Here is a 14391-nt window from a genome sequence, read left to right as displayed (position 1 = left end):
AGCGGTTTAAGCCTTTGAAGACCGTTTCCGGGCAGCAACCGCACGTCCAGCCGAGCATGATGCCCGCACCGGCCGCGCAACTGGCGGTCGCCGATGCCGGCTCTCGGTTCGGGCCATACCGGAGAGACAACTCTCCCTTGCCTGCTCACCCGGATCACCCGAGCGCAGGAATCATCGTGGCTCGTGGAGAAGCTCCGCCCAAGGCGGCGTCAACCGTGACGGAGCTTGAAGTACAAGATCGTGCTGGCGAGGATCAACGTGATGGAATTCGCCGCGACCAGTGGCCAGTCGCCCGTCGAGAGGCCGTAGGTCAGCCAGAGCGAGATGCCGGTGACGAGGACGACGAACATCTTGAGCGAGATGTCATGGGTCGAGCGAGTCCGCCAGACACGGAGCACTTGCGGGACGTACGCGCTCGTTGTGCAGAGAGCCGCAGCGTAGCCGGTCAAATCTAGAAGCTGCATGCGTCCTCCATCGCTCAAGGTCGGAGAACGCCAGCCAACGAAGGCGGTTCCTGCTCCGCTTGAGCGATACAAGCCCCAAGGCCAGCTGGACGGTGCGTCGCGCCTGTCTCGACCCATGTGCCAGAGGTGCCCGGCGGGTGAAGGTGGCCAGCAGCGTGTGGCAGCGTGGGCTGACCGGCCTCGACCCGGCGGGCTAGCCGGCCCCGTGCGCTCCTGGCAGCACACGGGCGCCCATACCATCCTCGTCCGGCCGGCTTCGGCAACCCGGCCGGCATTCATCGGCAATGCCATCCGCGGCGGACGGTGCCGGTCGAGACGTCAGTCATCGTTGCACGGCATCAAGCTCCACGCGGAGCATGCCCATGCCGACGACGGCATATCTTGGCCGAACTCCTGGCCGGGCCGACTCAACGGATCGAACCAGCACCGCGCCAACCGTCACGGCCCCAGCGACTGATTGGTGCCGGGCACAGCGTGATGCTCAAGGCGGCTGTGAGCAGGATCTACGCTTAGGCGTGGCCGGCTGCCGGTGGGGCTGCACCTGTAGGCGGATCGCAGGTTCGACCTATGCCCAAACGGCCTGCCTTCCAGGGCCGGCCGTTGCTGGTTCTTGCGATCATCTGCCCCAGAAGATCATGACCACATTCATGCAATCCGAGCGGGTCGATTCCGGTCGCGCCGGTGACGATTCATTCGGATCTCTTTTCATCCACGCATCCTGTGTTCCTCGGGAAGCTCGACATGGAATTGTTTTAGAATCAGCTATCATTTATTTACTGTCAATTCGTAGTAGATAATACTTCTAAATCGAGACGAGTGATTGGTTTCTTAAAGTTCGCTAATAATAATATTTCTTATGACATTTAATGTATTTATGACAAGTAATGATATTGCATAATAATTAGTGTTAATATAAATAGTTCTCTAAATGGGTGGATTTCAAGAAATCGCCCACCGAAAAATGCGAAAGGAACGTGTATAATATAGCTAATTGTCATTCGATGGTGAGCCTCCGGAACTGTCAGTCGCTACTGCAGTTTGTTCAAGGCGTGGCGCCCATCGAGGAGGCAAGCCTTTGGATACGAACATTTCATTCAAGATAGAAAGCTATTGCTCCCCTGCCTCGATGAAAGAAAATCTTAATTATACCGGATATGATACAATAATATGTTTTTCTCATCTTAGATGGGATTTTGTTCTGCAGAGGCCGCAGCACCTGATGCGCCGCTTTGCCAAGCACAAGCAAGTATTTTTCTTTGAAGAATACATACCTTGCGATCATCCGCTGCCTTACCTCGAGCATCATGCATTTCCCGATGCGAACGTCATCGCCCTGCGGCCGCGGCTGCCGCACTGGTGGGGCGCCCGGGCGCGTGACCAGGCCCTGCGGGAACTGCTGAACATCCTCCTCGCCACGATCCGCGTGTCACGGCCGCTGCTCTGGTTCTACACGCCGATGATGTTCGGCTTTGCGCGCGACATCGAGGCCGGCGGCATCGTCTATGACTGCATGGATGAGCTCAGCAATTTCCGCCAGGCACCACCAGAGCTTCGCACGCTCGAAACGGAGCTGATCCACAAGGCCGACGTCGTCTTCACTGGCGGCCATAGTCTCTATGAGGCCAAGCGTCATCTGCACGACAACATCCACCCCTTTCCCTCCGCCGTGGACGTCGAGCACTTCGTCAAGGCGCGCAGCCGCGCGGAACCGGACTGCCCCGGCCAGGCCGCAATCCCCGGTCCACGGCTCGGCTACTATGGCGTGGTGGACGAGCGTCTCGACCTCGACCTGCTGCGCCATGTGGCACAGGCGCGGCCGGACTGGAGCCTGGTCGTCGTCGGCCCGGTCGTGAAGATCAGCCCGGACGACCTGCCGAAACTGCCCAACATCCACTATCTGGGTGCCAAGCAATACGCCGAGCTGCCGGACTATCTGGCCGGCTGGGACGTCGCGCTGATGCCGTTCGCGATCAACGAGGCGACGCGCTTCATCAGCCCGACCAAGACGCCTGAATATCTCGCCGGCGGCCGCGCGGTGGTATCGACGCCGATCGTGGATGTCGTCCGGCACTATGGCGAGACCGCGGCGGTCGTGATCGCCGACACGCCGGACGACTTCGTCGCGGGCTGCGCGAGGCTGCTCCAGGCCTCGGCGCAGGAGCGATCGGCGGCCCAGCAGGACGCCGATCGGTTGCTCGCCGGCATGTCGTGGGATCGCACCTTCGGGTCGATGTGCCGCATCATCGGGGAGGCGGTCACCCAACGCGCGGCGCAGCGGCAGGCGTCGTCCGCCGCCAGGCCGCTGTCCTACCCCGCGATCCGTCCCTCCAACCGACGCGCCGCCTATGACGCGGTGGTCGTCGGCGCCGGATTTGCCGGCTCCGTCCTGGCCGAGCGCCTGGCGGCCGGATCGGGCAGGCGCGTGCTCGTGGTCGACCGCCGTCCGCACGTCGCCGGCAATGCCTTCGACCAGAAGGACGCGGCCGGCATCCTGGTCCACCGGTACGGCCCGCACATCTTCCACACCAACAGCCAGCAGATCGTCGACTACCTGTCGCGCTTCACCCGCTGGCGGCCCTACGAGCATCGCGTGCTCGCCAGCGTGGACGGCCAGCTCCTGCCCATCCCGATCAACCGGACCACGCTGAACGGCCTGTATGGGCTTTCGCTGCGGACGGAAGAGGAGGCCGCGGCCTTCCTGGCCAGCCGCGGCGAGCCGGTCGAGGTCAAGCGGACCTCGGAGGATGTCGTGGTGGCGGCGGTCGGCCGGCACCTCTACGAGACCTTCTTCCGCGGCTATACCCGCAAGCAGTGGGGCCTGGACCCGTCGGACCTGGACAAATCGGTCACCTCCCGCATCCCGACCCGCACCAACACCGACGACCGCTATTTCCTGGACAGCTTCCAGGCGATGCCGCGCGACGGCTATACCCGCATGTTCGAGAACATGCTCGACCACGACAATATCGATCTCGAGCTGGGGGTAGCCTACCAGGACATCCGCAAGGACGTGCGGGCGGCGCACACCATCTTCACCGGCCCGGTCGACGAGTATTTCGACTACCGTTTCGGCAAGCTGCCCTACCGGAGCCTGGAGTTCCGGCACGAGACGCTCGACCAGCGGCGCTTCCAACCGGTCGCCGTGGTCAACTACCCCTCCGAGCAGGTGCCCTATACCCGGATCACCGAGTACAAGCACCTGACCGGGCAGATTCACGAGAAGACCAGTATCAGCTACGAGTTTCCCTGCGCGGACGGTGACCCATACTATCCGATTCCCCGTCCACAGAACCAAGCGCTCTACCGGCAATACGCGGCCCTGGCGGAGAAGCAGCGCGACGTCACCTTTGTCGGGCGGCTCGGGACTTACCAGTACTACAACATGGATCAGGTCGTTGGTCAGGCTCTGGCGACCTACAAGCGCCTGACGACGCGCGAGGAACCGAAGCAGCAGCGGCCCGTGTATACGGCACCGGTTGCCCTGGCCGATTCAGCTTGAGAGCCTGCGGGAGCGGTGCCGCTCCCGGCAGCGAGCCGACGCCCCCGAACCCGAAGGAAGTGCCATCCATGTCAGACAGGCATTGGGACAGAACGGCTGCCATGCATCCGGAAAGAGTTGCCTGTCCCCAGCAAAGGCAGCTGATTAAGTTTCGGAAATAAATGAGCCCGAAGGTACTGGCTCATGTTCGGAAAATACAACTGAGCGGCGGCTGGCCGCCAGATCTTCTTCATGGCTGGGCGCATGCGCAACGGCTTGGCGTGGGTGTTGGTCTTGTTTCCTGCCGGTTGCGCAGCGACCGAGAGCGAGATGCCCTGGGGATCAACTTCAGCTGGGCTGATCTTCACCAGCCTCGTCGCAGATCCCGACAAGTGCCAGCGCGCCCAATTCTGGCAGTGATGGCAAGACCATCTCTGCGCAATTGTTGTGAGGGAACTCATATCGCATGCGAGATGGGGCTTTGTTTCGCAGCTTCCTGATGGGCGGCTTCGAATGCTCCTGTCACCGCCGGCGCGGTGGCAGGCGTCTCGACCTGATCAGGTCCACCATGCATGACCGGCTGGCCGAGGAGGACTATCGCCAGCTTCGCGAACTCGGCCTGCATACCGTCCGCGACGGCTTGCGCTGGCATCTGATCGAATCGAGCCCGGGATCGTATGACTGGTCGAGCTTCCTTCCGATGCTGCGTGCCGCCCGGTGCGCGGAGGTCCAGGTCATCTGGGACCTCTGCCACTATGGCTGGCCCGATGACCTCGACATCTGGTCGGCTGAATTTCCCGAGCGCTTTGCCCGCTTCGCCGGCGAGGTCGCCCGCCTGATGCGCGAGGAGAGCGACGATGTCCCGCTCTATTGCCCCATGAACGAAATCTCGTTCTGGGCCTGGGCCGGCGGCGACGTCGCCAGGATGAACCCGGGCACGCGCGGGCGGGGAGGCGAACTCAAGCGCCAGCTGGTGCGCGCCGCACTCGCGGCGACCCGGGCGATCCGTGCGGTCGAGCCGCGTGCCCGCTTCGTTTATGCCGAACCCTCCATTCACGTCACTTCGGCCGCCTTGTCCGGCAAGGCACGCGCCGGCGCCGAAGCGTATCGCCTGGCCCAGTTCGAGGCGTACGACCTGATTTCCGGGCGGCTGGAGCCGGAGCTCGGCGGTGCTGCGGACTGCCTCGACATCATCGGGGCGAACTTCTATCCCGAGAACCAGTGGTACTATCGCGGCCGCACGATTCCCTTCGGCCATCATGCCTATCGGCCATTCCGCATGATGCTGGCCGAACTGCATGAGCGCTACGGCCGGCCGGTCCTGGTCACCGAGACCGGTGCCGAAGGCTCGGCCAGGCCGTCATGGCTGCACTATGTCGGTGCCGAGGTGCGTGCCGCCATGGCGCTGAACGTGCCCGTGCTCGGGATCTGCTACTATCCGATCCTGGATTACCCCGGCTGGGACAACAATCGGCACTGCGAGGTCGGCCTCCTGACCAAGCCCGACAGCGAGGGCCGGCGTGCCGTCTGCGAGCCGCTGCGCGACGAGTTCGAACGCCAGCAGATGGCCTTCCAGGCGATCACCCCGTCCCGGCATTCCGATCGTCCCGTCCTGATCCTGGCGAGCAGTGATGATTGACAGCGCAGCACTGCTCGAAGGCTCCCGGCCGCGCCTGAAGTCGCGCGATGCCGCGGCGGATCCGCAGGACCCGCCGCGCTACCTGCGCAGCCCCCGATCCTTCATCATGCATTACCTGGCGTCCTGGCGCTGGCACTTCATCTTCCTGGCGGTGCTGGTCGTCGTGGCCGGCTGCTCGGCCGTGGGCGTGCAGTACGCGATGAAGCTGCTGGTCGACGGGATGGCAGCCGGGCCCGGCGACCATATCGGCCTGGTCTGGACAGCGCTCGCGACCTTCATCGTCCTGATCGCCGCCGAGAGCCTGCTCTGGCGGGCCAGCGGCTGGCTCGGCTGCCGCGCCACGATCGGGGTCGGGGTCGACATGCGGCTCGACCTGTTCGACCATCTGAGCGGTCAGCCGATGCGGTACTTCACCGAGAACCTGGCCGGTTCGCTGGGCCAGCGGATCACCGCCACCGCCGGCAATTTCGGAGCGCTGTCGAACACGCTCGTCTGGCGCATCACCCCGCCCACCATCGACTTCCTGGGTGCCCTGGTCGTGTTCGCCACGATCAACGGGCAGATGGCCCTGGTGCTCGGAGTCTATGTGGTGGCGGTCACGGTCGGCCTGATCCTGTTCGGCGAGCGCGGCCGGCCCATGCATCAGGCGTTCGCCGGAAGGGCGGCCGAGACGGCTGGCGGGCTCACCGACGTGATCTCCAACATGTGGGCAGTGAAGGCGTTCTCGGCCCGCAAGCGGGAGCGCCAGCGCCTGGCCGGCAGCTTCGCGGTCGAATCGCGCCTGCAGCGCCGGAGCTGGATGTTCCTGGAGAAGACCCGGCTCCTCTACGACATCCTGCTGTGGGGTATGGTCAGCGGCATGCTGTCATGGGCGCTCTACCTCTGGAGCCGGGGCGCCATCACCACCGGTGACGTCGTCATCGTGAGCACGCTCACCTTTCGCATCCTGCACGGTACCCGGGACCTGTCGCTCGCCCTGGTCGATGTCGGCCAGCAGTTCGGCTTCATCCAGGACACGTTGAAGCTGATCGGCCAGCGGCCGTCCCTGGTGGACGATCCCCGCCATCGCGTGCTGCACCGGGGTGGCGGCTCGGTCGAGTTCCGCAAGGCCGGCTTCACCTATGGCGGGCCCGGCCGGGAGGCGGTGCATGAGCTGAGCCTGTTCATCCGGCCAGGCGAGGAGGTCGGGATCGTGGGCCCCTCCGGTGCCGGCAAGTCGACCCTGATCAGCCTGATCCAGCGCCTCTACGACGTTCAGAGCGGCGACGTCCTGATCGACGGCCAGTCGGTGACGAGCATCACCCAGGACAGCCTGCGCGATGCGCTGGCAGTGGTGCCCCAGGAGATCAGCCTGTTCCACCGCTCGGTCATGGAGAACATCCGCTTCGGCCGCCCCGACGCCTCCGACGAGGAGGTGTATGCCGCTGCGCGCGCCGCCTGCTGCGACGGCTTCATCCGCAGCTTGCCCGAAGGCTACGACACCATGGTCGGCGAGCGCGGTGCCAAGCTGTCCGGCGGCCAGCGCCAGCGGATCGGCATCGCCCGCGCCTTCTTGAAGAACGCACCGATCATCATCCTCGATGAGGCCACCTCCGCCCTCGACACCGAATCCGAAATGGCGATCCAGCATTCCCTGGTCGACCTGATGCAGGAGCGCACGGTCATCGCCGTGGCGCACCGCCTCTCCACCGTCGCCGCGTTCGACCGGGTACTGGTCATGCAGGGTGGACGCATCGTGGAGGAAGGCCCGGCGCATGAGCTGCGTCGCCGCGGCGGCCTGTTCACCCGGATGTGGCGCCTGCAGGCTGAGGGGTTGCCGATCGAGGGCGCGGAGCCGCTGGGATATGCTTCGGCCGGGCAGGAACGCGCGGCCTAGAGCGGTTCATCCCGTGATGAAACCGCCCCGGCCTTTCCAGTTGCCGGTCCGGCTGAGGTCCCGGCTCAGCTGGAGATCGAGGCAGCCCCCGGGCTCACTGCAGGATCGATCCGCTCGTACAGCCTGGCCGCTGCGGCGCCGTTCATGACGAAGCGCTCGAACGGATAGAGCCGGTGGATCGGGTGCTGCGCGAACTCGGCGCGCAGGCGGTAGCGCTGGCCCAGCCGGTCGAGCAGCGGCGTTTTCAGCTCGGGCGGCAGTTCCTCGAAGTACACGCCCTGCTCGACCAGGATGAAGCGCGGGTTCGAATCCAGGATCCGCTGCAGCTCGACCCGGGGCTCGACCCAGGCGCAGCCGTCGCGGCCCGGAAATCGCTGGTTGGGCAGGCCGGTGAAGGCGAACCGGGTCGGGATCTCCGCACCGGTCAGGTAGTAGACGATCGGCATGAAGCCCACGACATAGAGCGCATCGCCCGGGCGCAGGTCCTTCGCCATCTCCGCGGCTGCCTGCCGTGCCGCATCGCCGGCATGGGCCTCGCCGCCGACATAGCGGTCCCATGCTATGTAGATGGCGTTCACGATCGGGTTCTTGGCGACCGCGAAGACGCCCAGCACCACGAGTGCTGCCAGGATGGCACGCCGCCCGAAGCCGCCGTCCAGCCGCTCCAGGACGCCACGTCCCAGGAGGAAGCCGGTGAGCAGGCCCAGCGGCATCAGGAACTGCAGGAAATAGTGGTCGGACATGAAGCGCAGGAAGACCTGGCCGATCCCGACCAGGACGATCCAGAGCCACAGGAACAGGATGGCGCGCCGCTCGCCCAGGTCGTGGGCGAGGTGCTTGCCGACGACCAGGACGGCGAGGGCCGCGAGCCACAGCGGTGCCTGCTCCACCATGGCACGGAAGCCGGCGTCCCAGCCGATCTGCGGGCCGGTGTCGCCATAGAAGCCGCGATGGGTGGTGAGGTTGCCCGCCACCCAGGCGTCCCAGTGCCCGCTGGCCGCATAGACCAGCATGACCAGCAGCGTCGGCACGGTGGCGGCGAGCCCCAGCGCTGCCAGCGGCAGCCAGGCTTCCCGGATGCGCGCGGGCAGTTGCCGGAGGCCCTGCGTGGTCAGGAGGAAGAAGCCGAACAGATAGGCCAGCATGTCGATGGCCACGACCTGCTTGATCTGCAGGCCCACCCCCAGGACCAGGCCCGCCGTGACCATGAGGCCGAGCTTCGGTCGCCCGCCGGTGCCGGTCGCCTGCAGGGCGAGCAGCAGGCCCAGCAGCGACGCGAGGTTCATGAACAGCTCGGCTTGGGCATTCAGCCCGCCATTGGCCAGCATGAAGACGATATAGGCGAGGCCGGCCGCCGCCCCGATGCGGCGCTGCGGGTCGTCGAACAGGCGTGGCGCCACCATCCAGAGCAGGAAGGCACCGAGGCCGACCGCGATGGCGGCGCACAGGCGCATCGCCAGCACCCCGTCCATCGGCAGCGCGCTGATCAACGCGAACAGGCCGAACAGGCCGGCCGGCTTAAGGTCGCAGAGCGCCGTGTACGGCAGGAAGCCCTGCCGCAGCTTGTCGCCCATCAGCAGGTACATGCTCTCGTCGAAGTTCAGCACCGAGTAGAGCATCGCCGGCAGCCGCAGGACGATCGCCAGGACGATGAACCCCAGCGCCACCCGGAGCCCGCCTGCCGCTTCGGCTTGGCGTGCCGAACCATCAGTCATCGCTCACCCGAACTCTCCTTCGCGGTCCCGGCACGTGTCGGACCGACCGCGCATGGTCCTGGCGGAGTTCTGATGGAAGACAATCCCGGCACCATCTTCAACAGGATGTCATCCAGCGGATCATCGCAACCCTGACCGGTCGGGGCCTGCCGTCCCGTCTGCTGCTCGTCAGCTCGGCCAGCGGCCTGACTCGTTCAATCCGCCGCTCCGTCCAGGATCCGCCGCCGCGGCAGGAGATAGGGTCCTTCCGGCAATTGGCCACGTGCCGCCTCGACGCGGAAGACGGTCTCGAGGTTGGGCGCTGCCGTCACCTCGTCCGGATTGCCCGCCGCCACCACGCGGCCCCGGTCGAGCAGGACGAGGCAGCCGCAAAAGCGCACGGCCGCGGACAGGTCGTGCAGGACCACCAGGACGGTGGTGCCGCTCTGCGCCAGCCACTGCAGTCGTTCCATCACCTCGAGCTGGTGGTAGGGATCCAGGCCGGCGGTGGGCTCGTCGGCGAGCAGGATGGCGGGCTTGCCGGCCAGTGCCCGGGCCAGGAGGACGCGCGCCCGCTCGCCGCCGGACAGCGTGTCGACTGGGCGTGCCGCGAGGTCCGCGCAGTCCGTGGCGGCCAGGGCTTCGGCGACCGCCTCGTGATCCTCCGGGCCGGGGCCACTTCGGCCCTGCCGGTGCGGCAGCCGGCCGAGCATCACCAGATCGGCGACGCTGAGCCGCCAGTGGACGGTGTCGGCCTGGGGCAGATAGGCGAGCTGCCGGGCGCGCGCCCTAGCCGGCCAGTCGGCGAGCGCACGGCCGTCCAGCCTGACCTGGCCCTGCTGCGGCAAGACCAGGCCCGCCAGACAGCGCAAGAGCGTGGTCTTGCCCGCCCCGTTCGGGCCGATCAGGCCGGTCAGCCCGCCCGCGCCGAACGTGGCGCTCACCTCGTCCAGCAGCCGGCGGCCGCCGCGCAGGAAGGTCAGCCGATCGGCGACCAGCCGGCTCACGGCGCGGTCCTCGCGGCGCGCAGCACCAGGAAGAAGAAGAACGGCGTGCCGATCAGGGCGGTGACCACGCCCAGCTTCAGCTCCTGGCCCGGCGTGACCAGCCGCACCAGGAGGTCGCTTGCCAGCATCAGGCAGGCACCGCCCAGCGCGCTCAACGGCAGCAGCCGCGCCGGCCGGTGGCCGACCAGCGGGCGGAGCAGATGCGGCACCACCAGGCCGACGAACCCGACCACCCCGGTGACGGCGGTGGCCGCCCCCACCGCCAGGGCGACGCCGGCCAGCAGGACCAGGCGGAGCCGGGCCAGGTCGAAGCCCAGGCTGGCCGCGGCATCCTCGTCCAGGCTGAGCGCGTCCAGCGCCCGTCCGGTGGTCAGGAGGCACAGCCAGCCGGCCACCGTGAAGGGCAGGGCCAGCCAGACATGGTCGAGGCTGCGGTCGGCCAGCGAGCCCATCAGCCAGAAGGTGATCTCGGTCGCGGCGAACGGGTTGGGCGAGAGGTTCAGGGCGAGCGAGGTCAAAGCACTCGCGAAGCTGCTGACCGCCACGCCCGCCAGGATCAGGCCGAGCGTGGCGGTGCCGGCCAGCGCCTGCACCAGCAAGACGCCCAGCAGGGCACCCAGGATGCCGGACACCGGCATGGCCAGCGGCAGGAGCGTCGCGAGGCCGGAATAGAAGGCCAGCACCGCGCCGAAGGCGGCCGACGCGGACACGCCGACGATGCCGGGTTCGGCCAGGGGATTGCGCAGATAGCCCTGCAGGGCCGCCCCTGCCAGGCCGAGGCTGGCCCCGGTCATCGCCCCCAGCAGGGCCCGGGGCAGCCGGATCTCGACCAGGATCAGCCAGAGCGGCCCGTCCGGGTCGGCCAGCAGGCCTTCCAGGAACGCCAGGGCCGGCGTGGCCGGCCCCAGCAGCAGCGAGCCCGAGAACAGCAGGGCCAGCAGCAGGACGAGGCCCGTCCCCAGGGCGCGATCGCTCACTGCAGCCGGTCCCGTGCCCGGGCGAGCAGGGCGACGGCGTCCGTCGTCTGCGGCAGGCCGCAGGTCCAGAGCGCTTCGGGCACCCGGACGCGCCGCCGGTCCGGCAGGGCGGCGCGCAGGGCCGGGTGGTCGAGCGTGGCCTGGGCCAGCGAGGGGGCTCCGTCCGGCATGGTGCCGCTCACCACCAGATCGGGTGCTGCCAGCAGCACGGTCTCGAGCGGCAGCCGGCCATAGGCATCGATCCCGTAGGACGCCGCCAGATTGTCCAGCCCGGCATGGCGGAGCACGTCGCCGGCGAGCGTGGCCGGGCCCTCGGTCCAGCCGTTCGCCTGGAACAGGACGGCGCGCGCCCGCGGGGCGGCAGGCGGCGGCACTGCCGCCAGCGCCGCGTCGAGCTGCGCCACCACGGCCCGGCCGCGCGCGGGCTCGCCCAGGAGGTCCGCCACCTCCAGGATCTGCGCCCTGGTCTCGGCCAGGCTCGCCACGGGCGGCAGCGCCACCACGCGGCGGCCGAGCCGCGCCAGCAATGCCGTCGTGGTGCGGTCGGTGAAAGTGCTGGTCAGCACCAGGTCCGGGTCCAGCGCCAGGATCTCCTCAGCCTGGCGATGGTTCAGGTGCAGGCCCTGCGCCTGTTCGGCCAGGGCCGACATGGCCGGGTCGGCCGCGAGATAGCTCACCGAGGCGATCCGCTCGCGCCTGGCCAGCAGCAGCACGAGCTGGTCGCTGCACAGGTTGAACGACACGATCCGCCTGGGCGGCTCCGCTGCGGCGGGGGCCGGCGCCAGCAGGAGCGCCAGGAGGCCCAAGAGGGCAGGGCGGATCATGTCGCCCCGCCGCCCAGACTGACGCGCATGCCGGCATAGAAGGCGATGCCCGGGGCGCTGTAGCTGAACACTTCCTCGTAGCTTTCGTCGAACAGGTTCTCGACCCGGCCATAGAGCTCGACCCGGTCGGTCAGCGCATAGGCGCCGAACAGGTCCACCAGCGTGTAGGAATCCAGCTCGACCGTGGTTCCGGGCGTGGTGCTGACGAACTCGCTGTCGGTCTGGCGGCCATTATACTGGATCCCGATGCCGAGCTGGGCGCGGCCGTCCAGGAAGCGCTGGCTAGCCTGGAGGCTGGCGACATGGCGCGGCCGGCGAACCTCCTGCCCGCCGTCCGGATCCTCGGCGTCGGTATAGGTGTAGGCGGCATGCAGGCTGCCGCCGGCCCATGGCTCCGCGGTCAGCGCCAGCTCGACGCCCTGGCGGCGGCTGCGGCCATCCTGGTTGACCACCGTGCTGAGGAAGGTGGCCGGGTCGAACGCGGTGACGATCTCGTCCTCCAGGTCGGTATGGAAAAAAGTGAGATCCGCCACCAGCCGCCCGTCGAAGAACGGCTGCTCGATGCCGACGTCGAAGCCTTCGGACTTTTCCGGCTTCAGGTCCGGGTTGCCGACGAAGCTTTCGGGAAAGAAGCCGAACTGCTCGTAGAAGGTCGGGTTGGTGACCCCGGTGCCGTAGCTGCCGTGCAGCCGGGTCCCGACCGCCGGGACCAGATAGGCTGCGGTCAGCCGCCAAGTGGTCGCGTCGTCGAACCCGCTGTTCCAGTCCTGCCGGACCGCACCGGACAGGAACAGCTGCTGCCAGAGGCCCAGCCGGTATTCGCCGACCAGACCGGTCTGGTCGCGATGCCGCTTCTGGTTCTCCGGCGCATCGGGCGTGGCACCCATGTTCTCGAAGGTCTCGCGGGCGTGCTCGGCCAGCAGGATCAGGTCGTGGGTGGCCGCGGCGAAGCCGGGCGTCTCGAAGCGGTAGCTGCTCTGGTAGTCGAACCGGGTGCGCCGGCCGTCATTGCCGCCGGTCCGCTGGCCGTCGATATAGTAGCGATAGTCGATCTCGGTGAGGTTCGCGCCCAGCGTGTGGCGCCAGGCACCTTCCATGAGGTCCAGCGTCGCCTGGGCGCGCCCGGTGAACTGGCTGGTCCTGGTCTGCTCGTCGCCGTCGATTACCAGCCCGTTCGTCGGCGTGGGCGGGAAGGCGAAGTCCTGCGGGTCGGTATCGGTGCGGGTGTCCGCGTGGCGGCCGGTCAGCGCCAGCTCGAGATTGTCCAGCGGGCGGTAGCGGAGATTGCCCTGCAGGGTGAGGTTGCCGGCACCGTCCTTCTCGCCGCCCTCGCGCGCGATGTTGAAGCCCTCGGTGGTGAGCCCGGACACGGCCAGCGCCCCGTCGACCCGGTCGTTGCCGCCGGCGATGCGGGCATTGCCCAGAACCGTGGCGAACGAGCCGGTCTCGCCGGAAAGATGGGCCTGCCAGCCCTTCGTCCCCTTGCGCGTCACGATGTTGACGACGCCGCCGATTGCATCGGCGCCCCAGAGCGCGCTCTGAGGCCCGCGCAGCACCTCGATCCGCTCGATGTCGCCCGCCAGCAGGGAGCCGAAGTCGAACTCGCCGCTGACCGGGTCGCCCGCCTCGACCCCGTCGATGATCACCACGGTCTGGTTGGCTTCGGCACCTCGGATCCGGACCTGGGTGGGCGTGCCGACCCCGCCGGAGCGGCTGACTGCCACGCCCGGCACGTCGCGCAGGATGTCGGCCACCAGCACGGTCTGGCGCTCCGCCAGCTCCTCGGCGGTGATGACGGTGACGCTGCTGCCGACCTGCTCGGCCGGCACGGCGATGCGGCTGGCGCTCACCACCACGCCCGGCAGGGCGAGCGGCGACTCCTGTGCCAGGACCGGTGCCTGACCCAGGACCAGGGCGAGAACGGACGCGGCACCGGCCAGGCGTGCTGCGTCGGATACGATGACCATGAAGCAATTCCCTCGATCGGGACGAACCGAGGGCATGGGCGGCCAAGCGGCGAAGCGGGCCATCCATGCCGGTGGATGGCCGTCCGAGGGCAGCTGCAGGCTGCGGGCGATGCCCGCGGCAATGATGACCTTGTCCATGCGCTGCACGGATTCCCGCCCTCGATACGACCAGCGCATCGCCGCGAACGGGTACCCGTCCCACACCCGCCACCCGCAGGCATGGATCAAGCGACACTACCGTCGGCAGGTCTCCTGGCTCACGGGTCGTAGCCGATCCCCGGCCTTCCCGGTCGCCCAGTGGCCATGGAAAGGAGATCGGCTCGCCGCGCACAGTTACGGGGGTAGCCAGGGCTCGCGATCGGCCGCTGCTTCGGCCAATGCTCCCTGTTCCCTCTTGCCTCCCCTTCCGGGGAACCGTCGGCGGGCCGGACGATAGGCAGAGGTAGCGGGTTCAGCAACATCGAA

Annotated in this window: 10 protein-coding genes and 1 riboswitch; of the genes, 3 read left to right on the top strand and 7 right to left on the bottom strand. The window is 67.5% G+C overall.

The genetic code is table 11. The features are described 5' to 3' along the window. Window positions 1-209: 209 nt before the first annotated feature. Entirely contained in the window at window positions 210-464 is a 255-nt protein-coding gene (locus VNS22_RS16780; RefSeq protein ID WP_325734402.1) for a SemiSWEET transporter, read from the bottom strand. Between the two features lie 1219 nt (window positions 465-1683). On the opposite strand from VNS22_RS16780, the gene glf reads away from it, so the two are divergent. Beyond that, window positions 1684-3963, top strand: coding sequence for a UDP-galactopyranose mutase (gene glf, locus VNS22_RS16775; RefSeq protein ID WP_349261819.1), 2280 nt, complete (start codon window positions 1684-1686; stop codon window positions 3961-3963). A 71-nt stretch (window positions 3964-4034) separates the two neighbouring features. Here the strand turns inward: glf and VNS22_RS16770 are convergent, their stop codons facing one another. Further along, entirely contained in the window at window positions 4035-4310 is a 276-nt protein-coding gene (locus VNS22_RS16770; protein ID WP_325734399.1) for a hypothetical protein, read from the bottom strand. A gap of 98 nt (window positions 4311-4408) precedes the next feature. On the opposite strand from VNS22_RS16770, the gene VNS22_RS16765 reads away from it, so the two are divergent. Next, a complete protein-coding gene (locus VNS22_RS16765) occupies window positions 4409-5581 on the top strand; it encodes a beta-glucosidase (RefSeq protein WP_349261818.1) in 1173 nt (390 codons plus the stop codon). Further along, window positions 5574-7457, top strand: coding sequence for an ABC transporter ATP-binding protein (locus tag VNS22_RS16760; RefSeq protein WP_325734397.1), 1884 nt, complete (start codon window positions 5574-5576; stop codon window positions 7455-7457). Before VNS22_RS16765 ends, VNS22_RS16760 begins: the two co-directional genes overlap by 8 nt. A 65-nt stretch (window positions 7458-7522) precedes the next feature. Here VNS22_RS16760 and VNS22_RS16755 read toward each other — a convergent pair whose 3' ends face one another. From VNS22_RS16755 to VNS22_RS16735, 5 genes are all read right to left on the bottom strand, one after another. Further along, a complete protein-coding gene (locus tag VNS22_RS16755) occupies window positions 7523-9172 on the bottom strand; it encodes a glycosyltransferase family 39 protein (protein WP_325734395.1) in 1650 nt (549 codons plus the stop codon). A gap of 194 nt (window positions 9173-9366) precedes the next feature. Next, window positions 9367-10158, bottom strand: a complete 792-nt coding sequence (locus VNS22_RS16750) for an ABC transporter ATP-binding protein (RefSeq protein WP_325734394.1) — start codon at window positions 10156-10158, stop codon at window positions 9367-9369. After that, window positions 10155-11135, bottom strand: a complete 981-nt coding sequence (locus VNS22_RS16745) for an iron ABC transporter permease (RefSeq protein WP_325734392.1) — start codon at window positions 11133-11135, stop codon at window positions 10155-10157. Before VNS22_RS16745 ends, VNS22_RS16750 begins: the two co-directional genes overlap by 4 nt. Then, on the bottom strand, window positions 11132-11959 hold the full coding sequence (locus VNS22_RS16740) for an ABC transporter substrate-binding protein (protein ID WP_325734390.1): 828 nt from the start codon (window positions 11957-11959) through the stop codon (window positions 11132-11134). Before VNS22_RS16740 ends, VNS22_RS16745 begins: the two co-directional genes overlap by 4 nt. Continuing rightward, complete coding sequence (locus VNS22_RS16735; protein WP_325734388.1) at window positions 11956-13926, bottom strand: TonB-dependent receptor plug domain-containing protein; 1971 nt, start codon at window positions 13924-13926, stop codon at window positions 11956-11958. Before VNS22_RS16735 ends, VNS22_RS16740 begins: the two co-directional genes overlap by 4 nt. 225 nt (window positions 13927-14151) lie before the next feature. Further along, a riboswitch (cobalamin riboswitch) is annotated at window positions 14152-14360 on the bottom strand. Window positions 14361-14391: the final 31 nt, after the last annotated feature.

The sequence above is a fragment of the Geminicoccus sp. genome (assembly GCF_035556675.1).
GTDB lineage: Bacteria > Pseudomonadota > Alphaproteobacteria > Geminicoccales > Geminicoccaceae > Geminicoccus.
Note: the sequence above shows the minus strand (reverse complement) of the source record. Positions and strands in the feature narration are given on the sequence as shown.